Source organism: Micromonospora sp. SCSIO 07396 (assembly GCF_053667945.1).
Genome location: NZ_CM132210.1, coordinates 4424556 through 4445868, shown reverse-complemented (window position 1 = coordinate 4445868; position 21313 = coordinate 4424556). Strand labels below are relative to the sequence as shown.

The following is a 21313-nucleotide window of genomic DNA, read 5'->3' as shown; positions in this document are numbered from 1 at the left end:
TTCGTTGCGGGAAGCAGGGGTGCTGGCGGCCACGCGGGCGATGTTACCGTCCGGTGACCGCCGGGCACGAGATCATCAGGGCCGCTGGTCGCGTACCGCGGAGGTGTCGACCACCTGCGCGGCCGGCAGCCGGGGGGTGTGCGGCGGGCCGGCGTGCGCCGGGTCCGCGATCCCGATCCGCAGCACCAGGTACGGGTAGCCGAGGCCGCTGAGCAGTTGCCGCAGCGTCTGCCGGGTGCCGTCGACCTCGACCACGCCGGACAGCGGCACCACCGACGCCCCGTGCCGGGTGGCGGCGAGCCACAGCGCGGAGAGCGCCTCACCGGCCCGCAGCCAGCTGTCCGGTTCGTCCTCGTCGCCGTAGAGCAGCCCGTACACGGCGGCCCGGTCGTGCCCCGGGCCGACCGGCAGGTCGCCGGGGCTGCCGAAGTCCCGGGCCGGGACGGTGGTCTGCGGCTGGTCCTGCGGCAGCACCTCCGGCGGCAGGCCGGTGCCGGTGCCGGCCCGGTGCGTCCAGTACTGCAACTCCTCGCGGGTCTGCGGGTCCTCCGCCTCGACGGTGCCGGCGTGCGAGGCGGTCGCGGCCAGCTCCATCACCTGGTCGGTGTCGAGGATCTGCAACCGGGAACCCTCGGCGTCGGCCGCGCCGACGATCTCGTCGAGCACCCCGACGGACACCGGCTCGTCGCTGACCGGGCGGCGGTCGGTGTGCCGCACCTGCATGCACTGCACCAGGCGCATCGCCTCCGGGTCGGCCCCGGAACGGGTCAGGCCGGTCAACCGGGCCAGCAGGTCCGGCTGCTGCGGATCGGGCAGTCGCTCCACCACCGCCGTCCAGCCCTCGGCGGCGAGCGCCACCCGGGCGTGGTGCAGGGCCGCGCCGCAGCTCACCGCGACCAGTCTGCCCTCCGGGTCGGTGGCGGTGAGCTGCCGTTCCCGGGCCACCCGCAGCTCCAGGGCGTCCGGCAGGACCCGCCAGCGCCACGGCTGCGTGTTGTGCACCGAGGGGGCGTGACCTGCCGTCGCCGCCGCCTCCGCGAGCGCGGTGGTCAGCGGGCGGTCCGTCGCGGGCGTCTGGTGGCTCATCGGCACGACCTTTCCGTCTCTTTCCCATCGTGCCCCACCCGGTCGGCCCCGGGGCGGGGATACCGTTCCATCCTGGCCTGCCGAACCGGCCCTGCACACGGTCCGCAGGTCCCCCCTCGGGGGCATTTCGGCCCGGTGGTTTCCCGGTTCCCGGTCCCCGCCGGCCACCTGCTGGGACGATCCGCAGGTGGACGCGGCACCGCAGGAGTGTGTTCCGCGGCGGCCGGTCGACAGGCGTCCGGTGCGCTGGCGTGAGTGGACGCCACTGGCCCTCCTCGGCGGGGCGTTGCTGGTCGGGGCGGTGCTGTGGCTGACCGGGCGGCGCGGCCCCGCCGACGGCGTGTGGGCGGCGGCGACCCTGGGGGCGCTGGTGCCGGCGGTCGGGGCGGTGCTGCGTCAGTGGTGGCGGCGTCGGTTCGGGGTGGACGTCATCGCCGTGCTGGCGTTGGCCGGTGCGCTGCTGGTCGGGGAGTACCTGGCCGGGGCGGTGATCGCGGTGATGGTGGCGACCGGCCGGGCACTGGAGGCGTACGCCCGGGGGCGGGCGACCCGCGACCTGCGGGCGCTGCTGGCGCGGGCGCCCCGGCAGGCGCGGCGGCGCACCCCGGACGGGGGGATCGAGGTGGTCCCGTTGGACCGGGTCGCGGTGGGGGACGACCTGCTGGTCGGGCCGGGCGACGTGGTGCCCGTCGACGGGGTGCTCGCGGCTGCGGCGACGCTCGACGAGTCGGTGGTCACCGGCGAGTCGCAGCTGGTGGGCCGGGCCGCCGGGGAGCAGGTGTCCAGCGGGGTGGTCAACGCGGGGGCGGCCGTGGGCCTGCGGGCCACCCGGGACGCGACGGGCAGCACCTACGCGCAGATCGTCCGGCTGGCGCGGGAGGCGACCGCCCACCGGGCACCGACGGTGCGGCTCGCCGACCGGTACGCGGCGGCGTTCGTCCCGTTCACCCTGCTGCTGGCCGCGGTGGCCGGGGTGTGGTCGGGGGAGTTCGTCCGGGCGGTCGCGGTGCTGGTGGTGGCGACGCCGTGTCCGCTGCTGCTGGCCACCCCGATCGCTATCGTCTCCGGGCTGTCCCGGGTGGCCCGGCGGGGCGTCCTGGTGCGCGACGGTGGTTCGCTGGAGCTGCTCGGCCGGGCCCGTACCCTGCTGGTCGACAAGACCGGCACGTTGACCGAGGGGCGGCCCCGGGCGGCGGAGACGGTGGTCGCTCCCGGTGGCGACGGGGACGAGGTGCTGCGGCTGGCCGCGTCGGTGGAGCAGCTCTCCCCGCACGTGCTGGCGGTGGCGCTGGTGCGGCAGGCCCGCGAGCGGCGGCTGCGGCTGACCACGCCGACGGAGGTGACCGAGGAGCCGGGGCGCGGGGTCAGCGGCCGGGTCGACGGCCGGCCGGTGCGGGTCGGGCAGTTCCCCGGCGGGCTGCCCGACTGGGCGGAGCAGGCCCGCCAGCGGGCCGAGCTGGCCGGCTGGTCGACGGTGTGGGTCAGCGACGACCACGGCCCGCTCGGCGCGGTCCTGCTGGAGGACCCGGTCCGCCCCGACGCCCGCCGGACGGTACGCCGGCTGCGGGAGGCCGGGTTCTCCCGGCTGCTGCTGCTCACCGGCGACCGGCCGCGTACCGCCGAGCAGGTGGCCCGGCTGGTGGGGGTGGACGAGGCGCTGGCCCGCTGCTCGCCGCAGGAGAAGGTGGACCGGGTCCGGCAGGAGTCGCGGCGGGGGGTCACCGTGATGGTCGGCGACGGGGTGAACGACGCGCCCGCGTTGGCGGCGGCGCACGTCGGGGTGGCGATGGGGGCGAGAGGGGCGACCGCCTCGGCGGACGTCGCCGACGCCGTGATCACCGTGGACCGGTTGGACCGGCTCGCCGACGCCGTCGAGATCGCCCGCTACGCCCGCCGGATCGCGGTGCAGAGCGCCGCCGTCGGGATGGGGCTGGCGGTGCTCGCGATGCTGGTCGCCGCCGTCGGCCGGCTGCCGCCGGTGGCGGGCGCGTTCCTCCAGGAGGGCATCGACGTGCTGGTGATCCTCAACGCGCTGCGGGCGCTGCGCGGCGGGCTGCGCCGCCGGGACGTCCCGCCGGCCACCCGCGCCCTGCTCGACCGGTACGCGGGCCAGCATCCCGGCGTACGGGCCGTGCTGGCCCGGGTACGCGACACCGCCGACCTGGTGGCGACCCGGCCGACCGCCGAGGGGTGCCTGCCGGCGGTGCGCGACACGCACCGCCGGCTCACCGACGAGGTGCTGCCGCACACCGACGTCGAGGAACGGCAGCTCTATCCAGCGTTGGCCGGCCCGCTGGGCGGCGACGAGGCGACGGCCACGATGAGCCGGGAACACGTGGAGATCCATCGGCTGGTGGACGCGATCGGCGGTCACCTGGCGCGGGCGGACGGGCGGTTGCGCCCCGACCAGGTGCCCGACCTGCTCGCCAGCCTGTACGGCCTGGAAGCGGTGCTGCGCCTGCACCTGGCCCGGGAGGAGGAGGACTACCTCGCCCTAGACCCCGACCCGCCGGCCCCGGGGCGTTGATCCACCCATCGGGACCGGCGGGTGGATCAACGCGGGACCCGGGGCCTGGCGGTCAGCGTTCCCGGATGACGGCGACCGGGCAGTGCGCGTGCTGGATGAGCTGCTGGCCGACCGAGCCGAGCAGCATCCCGCGCAGCCCGCCCCGACCCCGGCTGCCGACCACCACGAGCTGCGCCTCCCGGCTCGCCTCGACGAGCGCGGCGGCCGGTCGGGCCGGTGCGATCTCCACCGTCACCGGCACTTCGGGGAACGTCTCCCGCCACCCGGAGAGAGCCTGTTCGATCGTGGCCCGGTCCGCCGCGAGCCGGGCCTCGGCGTCCGGGTCGGAGGGCCGCCAGCGGTCGTCCGGCGGCTCGAATGCCTGCAGCACCAGCAGCGGGGCGTCACGCTGCGCGGCCCGCTCCACGGCGAACCCGAGCGCCGTGCCGGCCTGCTCGGAGCCGTCGAAGCCGACCACCACCGGGCCGGTGACCGTAGCCTGCGCCTCGCGCACCACCACGACCGGGCAGTGCGCGTGGGCGGCCACCGACACCGCCGTGGAGCCGGCGAGCAGGCCGGTGAACCCGCCGTGGCCCCGGCTGCCGAGCACCAGCAACCCGGCCTCGGCGGAACGTTCCTCCAGCACCAACGCGGGCGGGCCGTCGAAGACCTCACCGTGCACGGTGACGCCGGGCCAGGCGGCGGCGGCGTCCGAGGCGGCCTTGTGCACCAGCTCCTCGACCTGCCGCCGGGCGTCGTCATCCGGCCAGACCCCGGGGGCCACCCCCGGGCCGACCCAGCCGGCGACGGTCATCCACTCGAAGACGTACGCCAGCCGGACCGGGCGTCCGGTGCGCCGCGCCTCGGCCAGCGCCCAGTCCACGGCGACGCCCGCGTCGGCGGAGCCGTCGTAGCCGACCAGGATCTCGTCGGGCTTCATCGTCTCGTCCTTTCCTGGCTGGTGGCAGGGGGTGGGCCGGCCGGTGACCGGCCCACCTCGGGCCGCGGAGGTGTCACTGCCCGTCGAGCTGCTGCGGGTGGGTCTCGCGGAGCCAGCGCCACTCGGCGACACGGGGGTCGTCCTCGCCGTGGCGGCGGGTGTGGTCGCGGCACGCCTGCCGGGTGTCGACCATCTCCTGGCGCAGGTGGGCGGCGCGGGCGGCCAGGCCGGGCACCCGGTCGATGACGTCGATGACCAGGTGGAAGCGGTCCAGGTCGTTGAGCATCACCATGTCGAACGGGGTGGTGGTGGTGCCCTCCTCCTTGTAGCCGCGCACGTGCAGGTTGTCGTGGTTGGCCCGGCGGTAGGTGAGCCGGTGGATCAGCCACGGGTAGCCGTGGTAGGCGAAGATGATCGGCTTGTCCCGGGTGAAGATGGTGTCGAACTCGTTGTCCGGCAGGCCGTGTGGGTGCTCCGACGACGGCTGGAGCCGCATCAGGTCGACCACGTTGACGACCCGCACCTTCAGCTCGGGCAGGTGCTGGTGGAGCAGGTCGGCGGCGGCGAGGGTCTCCAGGGTGGGCACGTCACCGGCGCAGGCGAGCACCACGTCCGGCTCCTGGCCCTCGTCGGTGCTGGCCCAGTCCCAGATGCCCAGGCCGCGTCGGCAGTGCTGGACCGCCTCGTCCATGGTCAGCCAGTTCGGGGCGGGCTGCTTGCCGGCCACCACCACGTTGATGTAGTGCCGGCTGCGCAGGCAGTGGTCCATGGTGGAGAGCAGGGTGTTGCCGTCCGGCGGCAGGTAGACCCGGACCACCTCGGCCTTCTTGTTGACCACGTGGTCGATGAAGCCGGGGTCCTGGTGCGAGAAGCCGTTGTGGTCCTGCCGCCACACGTGGCTGGAGAGCAGGTAGTTCAGCGAGGCGATCGGCTCCCGCCAGGGGATGCCCCGGGTCACCTTCAGCCACTTGGCGTGCTGGTTGACCATCGAGTCGACGATGTGGATGAACGCCTCGTAGCTGGTGAAGATGCCGTGCCGGCCGGTCAGCAGGTAGCCCTCCAGCCAGCCCTCGCAGAGGTGTTCGGAGAGCACCTCCATCACCCGGCCGTCGGGGGAGAGGTGGTCGTCGGTGGCCTCGATCCGGCCGTCGAAGGACCGGTCGGTGACCTCGAACGCGGCACCGAGCCGGTTGGAGGCGACCTCGTCCGGGCCGAACAGCCGGAAGGTCTGCGGGTTGGCGGTGATCACGTCGCGGACCCAGGTGCCGAGCACCCCGGCCGCGCCGACCACCGGCTCACCCGGCCGCTTGACGTCGACGGCGTAGTCGCGGAAGTCCGGCAGGGTCAGGTCGCGCAGCACCCGACCGCCGTTGGTGACCGGGTTGGCGCTCATCCGGCGCTCGCCCTTCGGCGGCAGCGCGGTCAGTTCGGCGACCGGGGCGCCGGTGGCGTCGAAGAGTTCCTCCGGCCGGTAGCTGCGCAGCCAGCGCTCCAGCTCGGCCCGGTGCGCCGGGTTGTCGCGTACCTCGGCGATGGGCACCTGGTGGGCGCGGAAGGTCCCCTCGACCTGCTTGCCGTCGACCTGGGCCGGGCCGGTCCAGCCCTTCGGGGTCCGCAGGATGATCATCGGCCAGCGGGGGCGCTCGACGTGGCCGCCGGAGCGGGCCACCCGCTGGATCTCGGCGATCTCGTCGCAGGCCCGGTCCAGGGTGGCGGCGAGGAGCTGGTGCACCTGCTCGGGGTCGTCCCCGGCGACCAGGTACGGCTGGTAGCCGTGGCCGCGCATCTGGTCGAGCAGGTCCTCGGTGGGGATCCGGTCCATGACCGTCGGGTTGGCGATCTTGTAGCCGTTGAGGTGCAGGATCGGCAGCACCGCGCCGTCGCGGGCCGGGTTGAGGAAGACGCTGGACTGCCAGCTCCCCGCCAGCGGACCGGTCTCCGCCTCCCCGTCGCCGATGACGCAGGCCACCAGCAGGTCCGGGTTGTCGAAGGCGGCGCCGTAGGCGTGGCTCAGGGCGTACCCCAGCTCGCCGCCCTCGTGGATCGAACCCGGCACCTCCGGTGCCACGTGGCTCGGGATGCCGCCGGGGAAGGAGAACTGGCGGAACAACCGCTGCATGCCGGTCTCGTCGCGGCTGACCGAGTGGTACAGCTCGCTGTAGGTGCCCTCCAGCCAGGTGTTCGCCACCAGGGCCGGGCCGCCGTGGCCGGGGCCGGTGACGAAGATGGCCGACAGGTCCCGGTTGACGATGACCCGGTTGAGGTGGGCGTAGAGCAGGTTCAGGCCGGGGCTGGTGCCCCAGTGGCCGAGCAGCCGGGGCTTGACGTGCTCGGGGGCGAGCGGCTCGCGCAGCAGCGGGTTGTCGAGCAGGTAGATCTGCCCGACGGTGAGGTAGTTCGCCGCCCGCCAGTAGGCGTCCAGCCGGCGCAGCTCGTCGTCGGTCAGGGGGCTGTGCAGGTCGAGAGCGGTGTCCATGCTGCCAAAGCCTCTCGCGGGTCGGGGGGTTCTGCACCCGGAAGCGCCGATTCGCCCCGGGCAGACCCAGTCTTCGTGATCGCCCGGTCACCGGTCAGGGCCGTTGGTCCCGGCCGTTGGGGACGTCATGCCCCGCCCGCCCCGGCGGAAACCAGTCCACGGACGACGATGACCGGCGTGGGCGCGTGGTACAGCAGGGTCTGGCTCACCTCGCCCAGCATTCCCCGCCCCGGCTGGTCGCCCCGCGCGCCGACCAGTGCCACCTGCGCCGAGCGGGACTGCTCCACCAGGACGGTGCCGGGGTCGCCGCGTACGGTGTGGCACTCCGCCGGCACGTCCGGGTGGTGCCGGCGGGCCTGGCCGACCAGCGTGCGGAGCACGTCGTCGCCGTCGTCGGGTCGTTCCGGCTCGATCACCCGGACCGCGATGACCCGGGCCTGCCGGCGGGCGGCACACCCGAAGGCGAAGCCGAGCGCGACCCGGGAACTGGCCGAGCCGTCCACGCCGACCAGCACCGGGCCCGGGGGCGGTGGGTCGCGGCGGACGACCAGCACCGGGCAGCCGGCGCGGGCGGCGAGCTGCACGGCCGGGGCGTCGGCCGGTACGCAGCCGCCGCAGCCGGCCATCCCGCCGTCCCCGATGGCCACCAGGAACGCCGTCCCGGAGCGGCGGATCAGGGCCTCGACCGGCGCCCCCTCGACGATCTCCCCACTGACCGGCACCGCCGGTTCGACCTCGTTGGCGGCCGTGGCGGCGCGGGCGACCAGGTCCTCGGCGGCGTCCCGGCTGCCGGCCACCGACGGGGCGGCGAGGGCGGCCTCCCAGTTGAAGGCGTGCAGCAGGGCCAGGCCCCGGCCGTGCGCGGCGGCCTCCCGGGCGGCCAGCCGGACCACCGCGAGGTCGGCCGGTGCCGGCCCGACCCCGACCACCACCGGCCCGCCCGTGGACCCGGTCATCCGGTTCACCTCCCGGGAATCCGCACGGCGCGGGCACGCCGTCGGAACCGACGCTAGTCGCGGCGGGCGGGCGGTGGAGCCGGATCAGTCGGACGGGTGCCCGCCGGGTGGACGCGCAGCACGACGGCGGTGGCGTTGTCGCTGCCCCCCTCGGCCAGGCTGGCGGCGAGCAGGCCGCGTACCGCCCGGGTGGGGTCCGGCTCGGCGAGCAGGTCCCGCAGCCGGTGGTAGTCGAGCTGGTCGCTGACCCCGTCGGTGCACAGCAGCCAGGTGTCGCCGGGGCGCAGCGGCACCCCGAGCAGGTCCGGGTCCGGCCGGTCGGGGTGGCCGAGGTAGCGCAGCAGCTGGTAGCGGGCGCGGGCGGCCTCCCGGGAGTTCGCCGGCCACCAGCCGTGCAGCACCCCGAGCCAGGCCATCGTGTGGTCCACGGTCACCAGCTCCAGCAGCCCGTCGCGTAGCCGGTAGGCCCGCGAGTCGCCGAGCTGGACGATCCAGGCCAGCTCGCCGTCGGGCTGGGCGAGCATGGCGGTCAGGGTGCAGCCGGCCAGCTCGTCGATGGCGGCGCCGGCCCGGCGTACCCGGATCTGGGCCTCGGCGATCGCGGCGCGCAGCTCGCGCGGGCCGACGGCGGGCCAGCCGGCGCGGACCAGTTCGTGCAGGGTGTCGCGGGCGGTGTCGCCGGCGACGCGGCTGCCCTCGCCCTCGCCCATGCCGTCGACGACCACCGCGAACGGCAGGTCGGGGTCGACGTGCAGGGCGTCGAAGTTGGCGGAGTACCGGTGGCCGGCCACGGTGCCGCCGGCGATCTCCCACCCGACCCGGCCGACGGGCAGCCGGCGGGCCGCCTCGACGGGCTGGTCAGCGGTGCGGCGACGGAACACCAGCGGACCGTAGCACCGCCGCCGGCCGGATCGGGCCGTCCGGAGTCGTGTCGGGTACGCGACGCTGCTGTCAACTCGGGTTGACGCCTGAGGCGTGTCAACGTAAATTGACAGCATGAGTCAGGCGACGGAACTCGCGGCGGCCGCCGGCAGCACCGACCCCCGGGTCGGCCTGCGCGCCGTGCGCGCCCTGCGCCGGCTCCTCGAACGGCTGGAGGTGGTCCAGGTGGACAACGCCCGACGACAGGGCTGGTCCTGGCAGGAGATCGCCGACGCGCTCGAGGTCAGCCGGCAGGCGGTCCACAAGAAGCACGCCGGGCGACCGGCGGTCCACGGCACCGGGGAGGCATGATGTTCGAACGGTTCACCGACCGCGCCCGCGCGGTCGTCCAGCACGCGGTTGAGCAGGCCCGTGCCGACGGGGAACGACCCGTCGGCACCGAACACCTGCTGCTCGCCGTCCTGGCCGACGGCGACGGGCTCGCCTGCCGGGTGCTCACCGCCGCCGGCCTCGACGCCGACGACCTGCGCGCCCGGATCAGGCGGCAGACCGGCGACGGCGGCACGGGGCTCGGCGAGGCCGACGCCGCCGCGCTACGCGAGATCGGCATCGACCTCGCGGCCATCGTCGCCCGGATCGAGGACACCTTCGGCCCCGACGCCCTGCGCGAGGCGGCCCCCGCCCCCCGCCGCCGGTGGCGACTGCGCCGACCGCTCGGCGGGCCGCTCTCCCGGCGTTCCCGCACGGCACTGGAGATGGCGCTCCGCGAGGCCCTGCGGCTGCGCCACCGGCACATCGGCACCGAACACCTGCTGCTCGGCGTGCTCCGCGAGGGCGGCGGCCTGGGCGCGACGGTGCTCACCGAGGCCGGCGCGGACCTCGACGACCTGCGCCGCCGGATCGAGTCGGCGCTGCGTACGGCGGCCTGACCAGCCACCCCCCGGTCCGGCCCGGCTCAAACCTGTTTGCGGTCAACGCAACGTCGGTCGTCGCCGGGTCGCTGACCGGGCCGGGGTGCTGCACACTGACGCCGTGGACGGTGCAGAGCAGAAGCGTACGGTGACCGGCGGCGACCGCCCCCCGCGTTCGGCGGTGGTGGTCAACCCGACCAAGGTGACCGATCTCGACGGGTTCCGCGCGACCGTGGACGAGGCGCTCGCCGCCGCCGGCTGGCCCGCCCCCACCTGGTACGAGACCAGCGCCGAGGACCCGGGCCGGGGGCAGACCGAGCAGGCCGTCGCTGCCGGCGCCGAACTCGTGTTCGCCTGCGGCGGCGACGGCACGGTGATGGCCTGCGTCACCGCGCTGGCCGGCACCGACGTGGAACTCGCCGTGCTGCCCCAGGGCACCGGCAACCTGCTCGCCGCCAACCTGGGGCTCTCCAACGACCTCGCCGCCGGCCTGCAGGTGGCCGTCGAACGGGGCCGCCGCCGGCTCGACGTCGGCGTCGTCGACGACCAGTGCTTCGCGGTGATGGCCGGGATGGGCTTCGACGCGCAGATGCTGGCGGACACCTCCGAGACCACCAAGGCCCGCATCGGCTGGCCCGCGTACGTGGTGGGGGCCGCGAAGCACCTGCGGGACCGCCCGATGCGGCTCAGCATCCGCATCGACGACCGGCCGCCGATGCGTCGCCGCGCCCGCACCGTGCTCGTCGCCAACGTCGGGCGGCTCCAGGGCGGGGTGCGCCTGCTCACCGACGCCGAACCCGACGACGGCTGGCTGGACGTGGCCGTGCTCACCCCCAACCGGGTGCGGCACTGGCTCGCCATGGGCTGGGCGCTGGTCCGCCGCCGGGGCAGCGTCCCCCGGATGGAGGTGCACCGGGCCCGCAAGGTCGTCATCACCAGCAACCGGGCCCAGCCCCGGCAGCTCGACGGCGACCTGATCGCGCCGGGGCGCACCCTGACCGCCGAGATCAGACCCGAGTCGCTGTGGCTCTGCGTGCCACGCCCGGCCGGCGACCCCGACCTGGCCCACGACGCCGACGCGGCGGCCCGGCGCGGGGAGAAACTGGTCGGGGAAGCCCGCCGTGAGTAGCACCCGGCTCGTCCCGGAGACCCGGCTGATGGCGTCGGACGAACTCTCCGCCGACGACGCCTTTCGCACCCTGCGCCGTCACGGCGGCTGGCAGCTCATGCGGGACGCGTTCATCCGGTTCCGCTACGGCGACGGGTTCAGCCACTCCCGGGCCTTCGCCCTGCAACTCTGCCTCGCCGTGGTGCCGTTCCTGATCGCGCTCACCGGCCTGATCAGCGACCTCGGCGTCGAGGAGGGCGGCCGGGTGGTCGCCGACACCGTGCTGGCGCTGACCCCCGGGCAGAGCGAACAGGTGGTGCAGGAGCTGCTCGGCGAGGGCGACCGCACCGAGAGCACCGGCGAACTGGCGCTGACCCTCGGCCTGATCACCGGCCTGGCCGCGCTGACCACCACGATGGCCCAGATCGAGCGCGGCGCCAACCGGATCTACGGCGTGGAACGGGACCGCCCGGCGCTGTGGAAGTACCTGCGGGCGGCGGTGCTCGCCGTGGTCGCCGGCCTGCCCGCGCTGGCCGGCTTCCTGATCCTGGTCGGCGGCGGGGCGATGGGCGAGTCGGTGCAGCGCCACTACGAGTGGGGTGATCTCGCCGCCGGGGTGTGGGAGGTGGTGCGCTGGCCGCTGAGCCTCGTGCTGACCGTCGTCGCGGTGGCGGTGATCTTCCGGCACGCGCCCCGGCGTAAACAGCCAGGTCTGTCCTGGCTCTACTTCGGCGCCGGCATCGCCACCGCGCTGTGGTGGCTGGCCAGCCTGCTGCTCGCCGCGTACGTCAAGTTCGGCGGCGGCTTCGGCCAGACGTACGGGGCGTTGACCGGGATGATGGCGCTGCTGCTGTGGGCCAACCTCACCGGCATGGCGCTGTTCGGCGGGCTGTCCTTCGCCGCCCAGTTGGAGGCGATGCGGATCGGGGCCCCGGAGCCCGCCCAACCCGACCTGTGGGAGCCCGACGCCGAGCGCGGCGAACTGTTCGACACCGGTGACATGACCGCGCTCTGAGCCCGCCACACCGGACGGGCGTGTACGCGGTGGCGGAATCGGGTACAGCGCGCCTCGCCACGTCGACGCAAGGGAGGTGCGGGGTGACCGCGGTCAAGGAGTCAACGGCCCGACGGCCGCTCGGCCATTTCGCCGAACGGAGCGTCGTCGGCCTGCTGGCCGTGGCCGGCGCGGGGGTGGCCTTCGGGCTGCTGCTGATGCTCGTCCGGTTCAAGTGGAGCCCGATGTACCACGCCGACCACGAGGCGGCCGAGTGGTTCAACGGGCTCGTCGCCCCGCACCACGCGCTGGTCACCGTACTCCAGGCGGTCACCGACCTGGGCGGTCGGCCGGTGCTGATCTGGCTGGTCACCATCGCCGTGGTCACCCTGCTGATCCGTCGCCAGTCCCGGCTGGCGGTCTACCTGATCGTCACCGGGGTGGGTGGGCTGATCCTCGACCCGTCGCTCAAGGCCCTGGTCGGCCGGCTGCGCCCGGTGGTCGACGTGCCGGTCGCCAGCGCCCCCGGCAACAGCTTCCCCAGCGGGCACGCGCTTGGCTCGTTCGTCGCGTACGGGGCGCTGCTGCTGGTCTTCCTGCCGGCCATGTCGCCCCGCTGGCGCAAGCCGGCGATCGCCGTCGTCGCCGTGCTGGTGGCGTTGATCGGGCTGACCCGGATCGCGCTCGGCGTGCACTTCGTCTCGGACGTGATCGGTGGCTGGCTGCTCGGCGCGGCCTGGCTCGGCGTCACCGCGTACGCCTTCCGGCTGTGGCGGCGTGAGCGGGGCCGGCCGGTGCCGCCGCTGACCGAGGGGCTGGAACCGGAGGCCGGCGACAAGATCACCCCCGCCCCGGCCGAGGAGCACGTGCTGGAGCACCCCCGCTCGGCCGTCGCCGAACTGCTGGTCGGCTGGGTGATCGTCTTCGGTGCCCTGTACGGCTTCGGCACCTACGTCAGCTACCACGCCAAGGGCACCGTCTTCGAGACCCTGGACACCGACGTGCCGCGCTGGTTCGCCGACCGGCACACCGACTTCCTCACCGAGCTGAGCTGGTGGTGGAGCAAGTTCGGCGACACCCACGCGATCCTGATCGTCTCGCTGGTCTTCTGCCCGCTGGTGCTGGCCATCTGGAAGCGGTGGCGCCCGGTGCTCTTCGTGGTGCTGGCCCTCTTCGGCGAGCTGAGCCTGTTCCTCGCCTCGGCCCGGGTGGTGGACCGGCCCCGCCCGGCGGTGGAGAACCTCGACGGGCAGATGCCGACCTCGTCCTTCCCGTCCGGGCACATCGCCGCGACCACCTGCCTCTGGCTGGTCATCGCGATCATCGTGTTCGTCCGTACCGACCGTTGGTGGCGGTGGCTCTTCGTGGCGATGGCCGTGATCATGCCGGTCGGGGTGGCGACCTCCCGCATGTACCGGGGCATGCACCACCCGACCGACTTCATGGGCGCGCTGATCCTCAGCGGCCTGTGGATCGGTCTGCTCTACTGGGTGATCCGGCCCAACGCCGACGTCTACCAGGGCAACCGGCCCGAGATCGAGTCGGAGCAGGTCGACGAGCTGGACGACGAGCTGGCCAAGGCCGGCCAGCCCGGCTGAGTCGCCGACCGTGCTGCGGGTGATGACCTGGAACATCAGGACCGGCGGCCGGGACCGTACCGGCCCGGACCGGCGGGACCTGGTGTGCCGGGTCGTCACCGCGCAGGCCCCCGACGTGCTGGCCGTGCAGGAGCTGCGCGGCTTCGACCGGCCGGGGGTGCTGGCCGGGTTCGCCGACCGGCTGGGAATGCGCCCCCACCTGGCCCGCAGCTGTTTCGGTCAGCCGGTGGCGGTGCTGGTCCGCCCGCCGTGGCGGATCCGCTCCGCCGGGCCGGTACGTCGGCCGTTGCACCACGCGGCGCAGCGGGTCGAGCTGGCCACCAGCGCCGGGCCGCTCACCGTGCTCAGCGCCCACCTCGACCCGTACACCGGGCTGCGGCGGCGGATCGAGGCCGGCTGGCTCGCCGCAGCCGTGCGCCGCGCACCGGGGGAGCTGGCGCTGCTCGCCGGTGACCTGAACACCCTCGACCCGGGCACCGACCACACCGGGCGGGTGGCCCGGCTGCCGGCGGCGTACCGGCGGCGGCACCTGCGCCGCGACGGGCGGACGGTGGACACCCGGGCGGTGGCCCGGCTGCTCGCCGGCGGCCTGGTCGACCTCTGGACCCATGCCGCCGGACCGGCTGACCCGGCCGGGTCGGCCGAGACCGGACTGACCGCGCCGACCCGGCACGGCGGGGGCGTCGAGTTCTCCGGCATGCGGCTGGACTACCTGCTTGGCACCCCGGCGCTCGCCGCCCGGCTGCGCGACGTCCACGTGGTACGCGGCGGCGACACCGAGTACGCCTCCGACCACTACCCGGTCGTCGCCGAGCTGGACCTCGACCCGGCCTGACCGGCCCGCCCCGGGAACCCGTGCAACCCTTTGCGCCCCCACCGCCATCGCTACGGGTGACAGTGCCAGCGTCCGGGACGGGGAGTGGTCGATGCACGCGACGCAACGGCAGGAGTACGTCGACTTCGTGACGGCGGCGACACCGAAGCTGCGCCGGACCGCGTACCTGCTCACCGGGGGCGACGCCCACCGTGCCGACGACGTCGTACAGCAGACCCTGACCCGGTTGTACGTGCAGTGGGACCGGGCGCGGGCCGCCGACGACATCGGGGCGTACGTGCACCGGATGCTGGTCAACGCGTTCCGGCAGGAGCGTCGGTCCCGCTGGTTCGGGGTGCGCCTGTTCGACCGTCCGCCGGAGCCGGAGCCCAGGGGTGCCCCGCCGACCGACGCGGTGGTGGACACGGTCGCGGTGCGGGCCGCGTTGGCGGCGGTGCCACCCGGGCAGCGGGTGGTGCTGGTGTTGCGCTTCTACGCCGACCTGAGCGTGGAGCAGACCGCCGAGGTGCTGGGCTGCTCGGCCGGAAACGTCAAGAGCCAGACCGCGCGCGGGCTGGCCGCGCTGCGCCGGCAGTTGCCGCTGGCGGACCCGACGGAGGTGACCCGATGATCCACGACGACGAGACCCAGGTCCGGGAGATGCTGACCCGGGCCGCCGACGACCTGCCGACCGGAGGACCGGAAGCAGCGGCGTTGGTGACGGCGGGGAAGCGCACGGTACGGCGTCGCCGCCGGCTGGCCGTGGCGGCCACGGCGGTGGTCACCGCCGTGGCGCTGCTCGGCATCACCGCCCTGCTGGGGGTACGACAGTCGCCGACCCCGGCCGACCGGACCTGGCCGCCCACGGTCGCGCCGACCGCCTTCGATCCGGCCCGGCAGCTCTTCCGGTTGACCTGGCTACCGGCCGACCTGCCCGAACGGAGCCTCTCCACCGCTGCGGACCGGCAGACGATCGGGGCGGCCCGGCACACGCCGTTCGAGGGCACCCAGGCCCGCAGGTTGGTCGGCAGCGTCGCGGTGACCGTGGGCGCGCGGGGGGTGGACTTCTTCACCGACCAGTTGACCCGGGACAACAGGAACGCGGGGAAGCTACGCAGCGGCCCGACGCCGTGGCCCACCCCGCCGGGTTCACCTGTCGAGCCGGTGCAGGGGCATCCCGCCTTCCTGCACACCAGCCCCGACGGCAAGGAGACGGTGCTGTCCTGGCGGTACGCCCCGGACGCCTGGGTCACGATCACCGCTGTCACCGTCGACCGGCCTGCGGAGGTGCTACGGCGGGTGGCCGAGGGGATGGTGTGGGAGCGGCAACCGGTACGGGTGCCGTTCCAGCCGGTGGCGCTGCCGTCGGACGCCCGGCTCCACCAGACCCGGATGCGCTGGCGGGACGGCCGGTGGGACACGGTCACTCTCGACTACCGGCTCCCCGGTTCCTCCGCTGCCGGTGCGGACCTGACCGTCGGCCTGGAGCGCGGCGACCGGCCGGATGATCCGACGGGCGTCGTGCACGGCCGACCGGCGTGGACCTTCGTCCAGCATGACGGGCCCGGCACCTGGTCGGTCGGTGGCGTGCCCGGCTGCGCCGGCTGCCGGGCAATGGTGGGAACGGGGAGTCCGGCGGGCAGCGCCGCGCTCGGCGGCCAGGACGGGGCCCGGGACCTGGCCGCCGCTCTCCGGCCGGTCGCCGACCACGACGACGAATCGACCTGGCGTCCGCTGTGACGTCGACCGGCGGGGAGCGGACACGCCGCGCCCTCCGCCCTTGTCACAGGAGCAGGTCGACCACCGGTCCGGGACGGCCGTCGGGTGGGGTGCGGCCGGAGCCCGCCGCAACGCGTCGAGGCCGGTCGGGCCGGGTACGCGACCCGGCCCGACCCGCCACGGCGGTCACAGTTCGCGCAGTCGGGGCAGCAGCTGTTCCTGCGCCCAGTCCAGGAACATCGGCTGGCTGTCCCCGCCGACCTGGACGATCGCCACGTGCGTGAAGCCGGCGTCGACGAAGGCGCGGAACGCCTCGACGTGCCGGTCGACGTCGGGGCCGCAGGGGATGCCGTCGGCGACGTCCTCCTCCCGGACGAACTGGGTGGCGGCGGCGAACGCCTCCGGGTCGGGCAGGTCGGCGTTGACCTTCCAGCCGCTGCCGAACCAGCGGAACTGGTCGTGCACGATCTTGCGGCACTCGGCCTCGTCGGGGCCGTAGCAGATGGCCACCTGGCCGTAGCGGGGCTGCCCGGCACCGCCCGCGTCGTCGTAGAGCTGGATGATCCGGGAGTCGGGTTCGGTGGCGACGATGCCGTCGGCGTACTCGGCGGCGAGGGCGGCCGACGACGGCCCGGACGCGGCGACGGCCATCGGAACGGGACGTTCCGGCCGGTCCCAGACGTAGGCGTCGGGGACGTCGAAGTGGTTGCCGGAGAAGGTCAGCGTCTCGCCGTTGAGCAGCGGACGGATGATCTGGAGTGCCTCGGAGAACATCTCGTGCCGCTGCTGCACGTGCGGCCAGCCGCCGACCACGTGTTCGTTGAGGTTCTCCCCGGCGCCGAGGCCGAGGGTGAATCGCCCGTCGGAGAGCACCCCGATGGTGCTGGCCTTCTGCGCCACCACCGCCGGGTGGTAGCGGCGGATCGGGCAGGTCACGAAGGACATCAGCTCGGCCCGGCTGGTGGCGTGGGCGACCGCGCCGAGCACCGACCAGGCGTACGGGGAGTGGCCCTGCGCGTCGAGCCACGGATAGTAGTGGTCGGACATGACCAGCTGGTCGAAACCGGCCGCCTCCGCCCGCACCGCGTGGTCGACCAACTGCTTGGGGCCGGTCTGTTCGCACATCAGGGTGTAGCCGACGCGGACCATCCTGGTTTCTCCTTCCGGGCGACGATCGTCACCGGATACCCCTGGCCGGTGCCGGTCAACCTCGGATGTGTGGCCGGGTCCCTCTTGACGGTGACGGGAGGGCGGTCTAAGGTCCGGCTTAACCGGTTCAGGCTGGTGGTGTCACATCCTGTGGTGGGGATGACCGCCCCCTGTGGCGGCTCGCGGTCGGCGTGGGTCGCCACAGGGTCGGCGGGGACAGGCAGGCAACTTAACCGGTTGCCTTCCCGACCCGGTGGCCCTACGCTGGTCCGCACGCGGCCAGGGAGTTCCGGCGGCGGCTGTCGGGCTGCAGCCGAGCGCCACCGTCACCAGCATCGCCACCCCGCCAGGGCAACGGGGTCGACCCTTCCTGAGGAAAGCCATGAAGAAGCGACTTTCCGTCGCCGGCGTCGCCCTGCTCACCGTCCTCGCCGCCGTGTTCGCCTTCGGCCAGCCGGCCCAGGCCGCAGCCGGTTTCACGGTCTCCGGTGGCAAGCTCTACGACGCCAACGGCAACGAGTTCATCATGCGCGGTGTCAACCACGCCCACACCTGGTACCCGCAGCAGACCACCTCCTTCGCCAACATCAAGGCGCTCGGCGCGAACACCGTGCGGGTGGTGCTGGCCAGCGGTGACCGCTGGACCAAGAACACCGCCGCCGACGTCAGCAACGTCATCTCGCTCTGCAAGGCCAACAAGCTGATCTGTGTGCTGGAGGTGCACGACACCACCGGCTACGGCGAGCAGGCCGGGGCGATCACCCTGGACCGGGCGGTCGACTACTGGCTGAGCATCGCCAGTGCCCTGCAGGGCCAGGAGCGGTACGTCATCGTCAACATCGGCAACGAGCCGTACGGCAACCAGGGCTACGCCACCTGGGCCACCGACAACGCCAACGCGATCAAGCGGCTGCGGGCCGGCGGCATCAGCCACACGATCATGGTGGACGCCCCGAACTGGGGCCAGGACTGGTCGTTCACCATGCGCGACAACGCGGCCGGGGTGTTCGCCGCCGACCCGCAGAAGAACACCGTCTTCTCGATCCACATGTACGGCGTCTTCGACACCGCCGCCGAGATCAGTGACTACCTGGGCCGGTTCCGCACCGCCAAGCTGCCCATCGTGGTGGGTGAGTTCGGCTTCGACCACTCCGACGGCAACCCCGACGAGGACACCATCCTGTCGTACACCCAGGCCAACGGGATCGGCTACCTGGGCTGGTCGTGGAGCGGCAACGGCGGCGGCGTGGAGTACCTCGACATGACCACCAACTTCAACCCGGCCGCCCTGACCACCTGGGGCCAGCGGATCTTCAACGGCGTCAACGGCATCAAGTCGACCTCGAAGGAGGCGTCGGTCTACTCCGGCACCACCCCGACGACCCCGCCGACCACGCCCCCGACTACCCCGCCCACGACGCCGCCGACCACGCCACCCACCACCCCGCCGGTCACGACCCCGCCGGCGACCGGCGGTTGCACGGCGACGTACACGACCATCGGTTCGTGGCAGGGCGGGTTCCAGGGTGAGGTCAAGGTGACCGCCGGCAGCGCGGCCATCAACGGCTGGACGACGAAGTGGACCTTCGCCAACGGCCAGACCGTCAGCCAGGCCTGGAACGCGTCGCTGAGCAGCAGCGGCAGCACCGTGACCGCCCGCAACGTCGACTACAACGGTCGGCTCGGTGCCGGGGCCAGCACCGCCTTCGGCTTCATCGGCAGCGGCAGCAGCGTGAACCCGACGCCTACGGTGACCTGCACCGCGAACTGAGCACTCCGGGTGGCCGGGCCCTCCGAGGGCCCGGCCACCACCCGTCCCCGCCCGCGACGATCACGCGCCCGGACCCGGGCCGGTCAGTCGGTCGCGTCGACCTCCAGGAGGAGGGCCTGTTCCGGGTGCAGGGCCGGCAGGTGCAGGCCCACCGTGGCCAGCACCGAGCCGGGCAGCGTCACGGCGGGCAGCCAGCGAGGTCCGGTGATCTGCATCGCCGCCGGCTCCGGCACCCCCTCGGCCGGGCGGACGGCGTAGCGGCGGGCCGGGTCGAGACCGGGCAGGCGGACCGGGCCGGGGGTCTGCGTGGCGGAGGTGGCCAGCAGAGACACCGCGTACACGGCGCGGGACCGGTCGTGGGCGACGACGCCGTGTGCCTGGACGGCCGGGTCCGGGTGGTCGATCCGGACCACCCGGCCGGTGTGCAGCAGTGGTCGGAGCCGCTTGTGCAGGGCCACCCAGGCGGTCAACTCGGCCCGCTCCTCGGCGTCGATCGTGACGATGTCCCATTCGATGCCGTGGTGGCCGAAGAGCGCGGTGACCGCCCGGAAGCCCAGGGTGTGCACCCGGCCGGTGGTGTGCGAGCGCCCCGGGCCGATGTGCGTGCCGATCAGCTCCGGGGGCAGCAGCAGGCCGGTCCAGCGTTGGATGGACAGCCGTTCCAGGGCGTCGTTGGTGTCGCTGGCCCAGACCCGGTCGGTGCGTCGTAGGATCTCCAGGTCGACCCGGGCCCCGCCGGACGAGCAGCTTTCGATCTCCAGGTGCGGGTGCCCGGCGCGTAGCTCGTCGAGCAGCCGGTAGGCCGCCAGGGTCTGCCCGTGCACCCCGGGCCGGCCGGCGTGCCCGGCCTCGGTGAGGTCCCGGTTGTGGTCCCACTTGAGGTAGCTGATCCCGGGGTTCCCGGTCAGCAGCGCGTCGAGCCGGTCGAGCAGGTGGGCGTACGCCGCCGGGTTGGCCAGGTCCAGCACCTGCTGGTGCCGCCACGGCAGGGGCAGCCGGCCGGGCGCGGTGAGCACCCAGTCGGGGTGGGCGCGGAACAGGTCGGAGTCGGGGTTGACCATTTCCGGTTCGACCCAGAGCCCGAACTGCATCCCGTGCCCGCGTACGTGCTCGATGAGCGGTCCCAGGCCGGCCGGCCAGACGTCGGCGTCGACCTGCCAGTCACCCAGGCCGGCCCGGTCGTGCCGGCGGCCGGTGAACCAGCCGTCGTCGAGGACGAACCGTTCCACCCCCACCTCGGCGGCCCGGTCGGCGAGGGTGCGCAGCCGGTCCAGGTCGTGGTCGAAGTAGACGGCCTCCCACACGTTGAGGGTGACCGGGCGCGGCGTGCGGGGGTGTTCCGGCCGGGCCCGCAGGTGGGTGTGCAGCAGGTCGCTGAGCCCGTCCAGCCCGGCGGTGGAGTGCACCGCGTAGAGCAGCGGGGTGGCGTACTCCTCGCCAGGGCCGAGGACGATCTCGCCGGGGGCGAGCAGTTCCCCGCCGCCGAGGGTGGACTCCCCGGTCGGGCGGCGTTCGGCGACGGTCACGTGGTCGCCGCTCCACGCGGTGTGCACCGCCCACACCTCGCCGTGGCCGAAGCCGAACCCGGCGGTGCCGGCGACCAGCAGCAGGGTGGCGTCGTGCCCGGTGCGCCCGTGCCGACCCTCGCGCACCCACGCGCCGTGCGGCCACGGGTGCCGTTGCGGTGCGCGTTCGCGGCACCACCGCCCGGTCAGGTCGAGCAGTTCGGTGGCGACCGCCGGCACCGGCAGTGTCGGTGTCAGCTCACGTACCTCGTAGGGCTGGTCGGCGTCGTTGCGTAGCCGGTGCCGCACGGTCAGCACCCCGACCGGGTCGAGGGTGACCTCGATAGTCAGGGTCAACCCGACGCCCGGGTCCGTCGCCCGCACGGTCACCCGCGCCGCGCCGACTCCGCCCCGGTCATCCTCCTCACCGGGTACGCGCACCGCGTCCCCCACGTCGTCACGCGGATCATCGACGTCGATCGTGTCGAGGCGGAAGGCGGTCGACCAGTCCCGTCCGTGGCGGTGGCCGGCGAGGCCGGGCCGGCCACTCCAGCCGGCGCTCGCCTCGGGCAGCAGGGACAGCACGGTCGGCGCGTCGAAGCTGCTCGGCACCACCGGCGGCACGGTGGCGTCGACCAGGGCCGGCAGGTCGTCGGCGGGCACCGGGCCGAGGTCGGTGCCCCAGTGCACGACCCGGGGCAGCCCCGGGCCGCGTGCGTCGAGCACCAGGCTGGTGTGGCCCCGGCGCAGGTGGATCACGGTCGGATCGGTCATGGCGCTCATCTCCGGTGCGGGCGCGTCGGCGTCCGTCACGGTGGGTGAGGTCGCCGGGTGTCAGTACCGCGTGAGAGCGGTATGCCTGTGGGTCATATTCATGCCTGCCAGGAATACCGCTCTC

17 protein-coding genes are annotated in these 21313 nt (G+C 74.1%); 10 read left to right on the top strand and 7 right to left on the bottom strand.

What is annotated here, in order from left to right:
• Positions 1-75: 75 nt before the first annotated feature.
• Positions 76-1086, bottom strand: a complete 1011-nt coding sequence (locus ACWCHM_RS18955) for an Acg family FMN-binding oxidoreductase (RefSeq protein ID WP_421489007.1) — start codon at positions 1084-1086, stop codon at positions 76-78.
• 187 nt (positions 1087-1273) lie between these two features.
• On the opposite strand from ACWCHM_RS18955, the gene ACWCHM_RS18950 reads away from it, so the two are divergent.
• Positions 1274-3613, top strand: a complete 2340-nt coding sequence (locus ACWCHM_RS18950) for a heavy metal translocating P-type ATPase (RefSeq protein WP_454219239.1) — start codon at positions 1274-1276, stop codon at positions 3611-3613.
• A 52-nt stretch (positions 3614-3665) separates the two neighbouring features.
• Here the strand turns inward: ACWCHM_RS18950 and ACWCHM_RS18945 are convergent, their stop codons facing one another.
• From ACWCHM_RS18945 to ACWCHM_RS18930, 4 genes are all read right to left on the bottom strand, one after another.
• Positions 3666-4532, bottom strand: a complete 867-nt coding sequence (locus ACWCHM_RS18945; protein WP_204957124.1) for a universal stress protein — start codon at positions 4530-4532, stop codon at positions 3666-3668.
• Positions 4533-4605: 73 nt separating this feature from the next.
• Positions 4606-7008: a phosphoketolase family protein gene (locus tag ACWCHM_RS18940; RefSeq protein ID WP_454219237.1), complete on the bottom strand. Its 2403-nt coding sequence runs from the start codon at positions 7006-7008 to the stop codon at positions 4606-4608.
• Between the two features lie 125 nt (positions 7009-7133).
• On the bottom strand, positions 7134-7964 hold the full coding sequence (locus tag ACWCHM_RS18935; RefSeq protein ID WP_204957127.1) for a universal stress protein: 831 nt from the start codon (positions 7962-7964) through the stop codon (positions 7134-7136).
• A 53-nt stretch (positions 7965-8017) separates the two neighbouring features.
• Positions 8018-8845 (bottom strand): PP2C family protein-serine/threonine phosphatase, encoded by an 828-nt coding sequence (locus ACWCHM_RS18930; RefSeq protein WP_204957128.1) that lies wholly within the window; start codon positions 8843-8845, stop codon positions 8018-8020.
• 115 nt (positions 8846-8960) lie between these two features.
• On the opposite strand from ACWCHM_RS18930, the gene ACWCHM_RS18925 reads away from it, so the two are divergent.
• The 8 genes from ACWCHM_RS18925 (at position 8961) to ACWCHM_RS18890 (ending at position 16011) form a co-directional block, all read left to right on the top strand.
• The gene (locus tag ACWCHM_RS18925) at positions 8961-9197 is read left to right on the top strand and encodes an HTH domain-containing protein (protein WP_088642213.1); all 237 of its coding nucleotides are present in this window, start codon (positions 8961-8963) and stop codon (positions 9195-9197) included.
• The gene (locus tag ACWCHM_RS18920) at positions 9197-9775 is read left to right on the top strand and encodes a Clp protease N-terminal domain-containing protein (RefSeq protein WP_204957130.1); all 579 of its coding nucleotides are present in this window, start codon (positions 9197-9199) and stop codon (positions 9773-9775) included. Before ACWCHM_RS18925 ends, ACWCHM_RS18920 begins: the two co-directional genes overlap by 1 nt.
• Positions 9776-9878: 103 nt before the next feature.
• Complete coding sequence (locus tag ACWCHM_RS18915) at positions 9879-10886, top strand: diacylglycerol/lipid kinase family protein (protein ID WP_204957131.1); 1008 nt, start codon at positions 9879-9881, stop codon at positions 10884-10886.
• Positions 10879-11880, top strand: a complete 1002-nt coding sequence (locus ACWCHM_RS18910; protein ID WP_204957133.1) for a YihY/virulence factor BrkB family protein — start codon at positions 10879-10881, stop codon at positions 11878-11880. The genes ACWCHM_RS18915 and ACWCHM_RS18910 overlap by 8 nt, the downstream gene beginning before the upstream one ends.
• Positions 11881-11963: 83 nt before the next feature.
• Positions 11964-13457: a phosphatase PAP2 family protein gene (locus ACWCHM_RS18905; protein ID WP_281899428.1), complete on the top strand. Its 1494-nt coding sequence runs from the start codon at positions 11964-11966 to the stop codon at positions 13455-13457.
• A 10-nt stretch (positions 13458-13467) separates the two neighbouring features.
• The gene (locus ACWCHM_RS18900; protein WP_454219235.1) at positions 13468-14292 is read left to right on the top strand and encodes an endonuclease/exonuclease/phosphatase family protein; all 825 of its coding nucleotides are present in this window, start codon (positions 13468-13470) and stop codon (positions 14290-14292) included.
• Positions 14293-14383: 91 nt separating this feature from the next.
• Entirely contained in the window at positions 14384-14902 is a 519-nt protein-coding gene (locus ACWCHM_RS18895; protein ID WP_204957139.1) for a SigE family RNA polymerase sigma factor, read from the top strand.
• The gene (locus ACWCHM_RS18890) at positions 14899-16011 is read left to right on the top strand and encodes a hypothetical protein (protein ID WP_454219234.1); all 1113 of its coding nucleotides are present in this window, start codon (positions 14899-14901) and stop codon (positions 16009-16011) included. The genes ACWCHM_RS18895 and ACWCHM_RS18890 overlap by 4 nt, the downstream gene beginning before the upstream one ends.
• A 165-nt stretch (positions 16012-16176) precedes the next feature.
• Here ACWCHM_RS18890 and ACWCHM_RS18885 read toward each other — a convergent pair whose 3' ends face one another.
• A complete protein-coding gene (locus ACWCHM_RS18885) occupies positions 16177-17139 on the bottom strand; it encodes a TIGR03557 family F420-dependent LLM class oxidoreductase (RefSeq protein ID WP_281899422.1) in 963 nt (320 codons plus the stop codon).
• A 382-nt stretch (positions 17140-17521) separates the two neighbouring features.
• On the opposite strand from ACWCHM_RS18885, the gene ACWCHM_RS18880 reads away from it, so the two are divergent.
• Positions 17522-18910 (top strand): cellulase family glycosylhydrolase, encoded by a 1389-nt coding sequence (locus ACWCHM_RS18880; protein WP_454219233.1) that lies wholly within the window; start codon positions 17522-17524, stop codon positions 18908-18910.
• A gap of 83 nt (positions 18911-18993) precedes the next feature.
• Here ACWCHM_RS18880 and ACWCHM_RS18875 read toward each other — a convergent pair whose 3' ends face one another.
• Positions 18994-21189, bottom strand: a complete 2196-nt coding sequence (locus tag ACWCHM_RS18875; RefSeq protein ID WP_454219231.1) for an alpha-galactosidase — start codon at positions 21187-21189, stop codon at positions 18994-18996.
• Positions 21190-21313 lie beyond the last annotated feature (124 nt).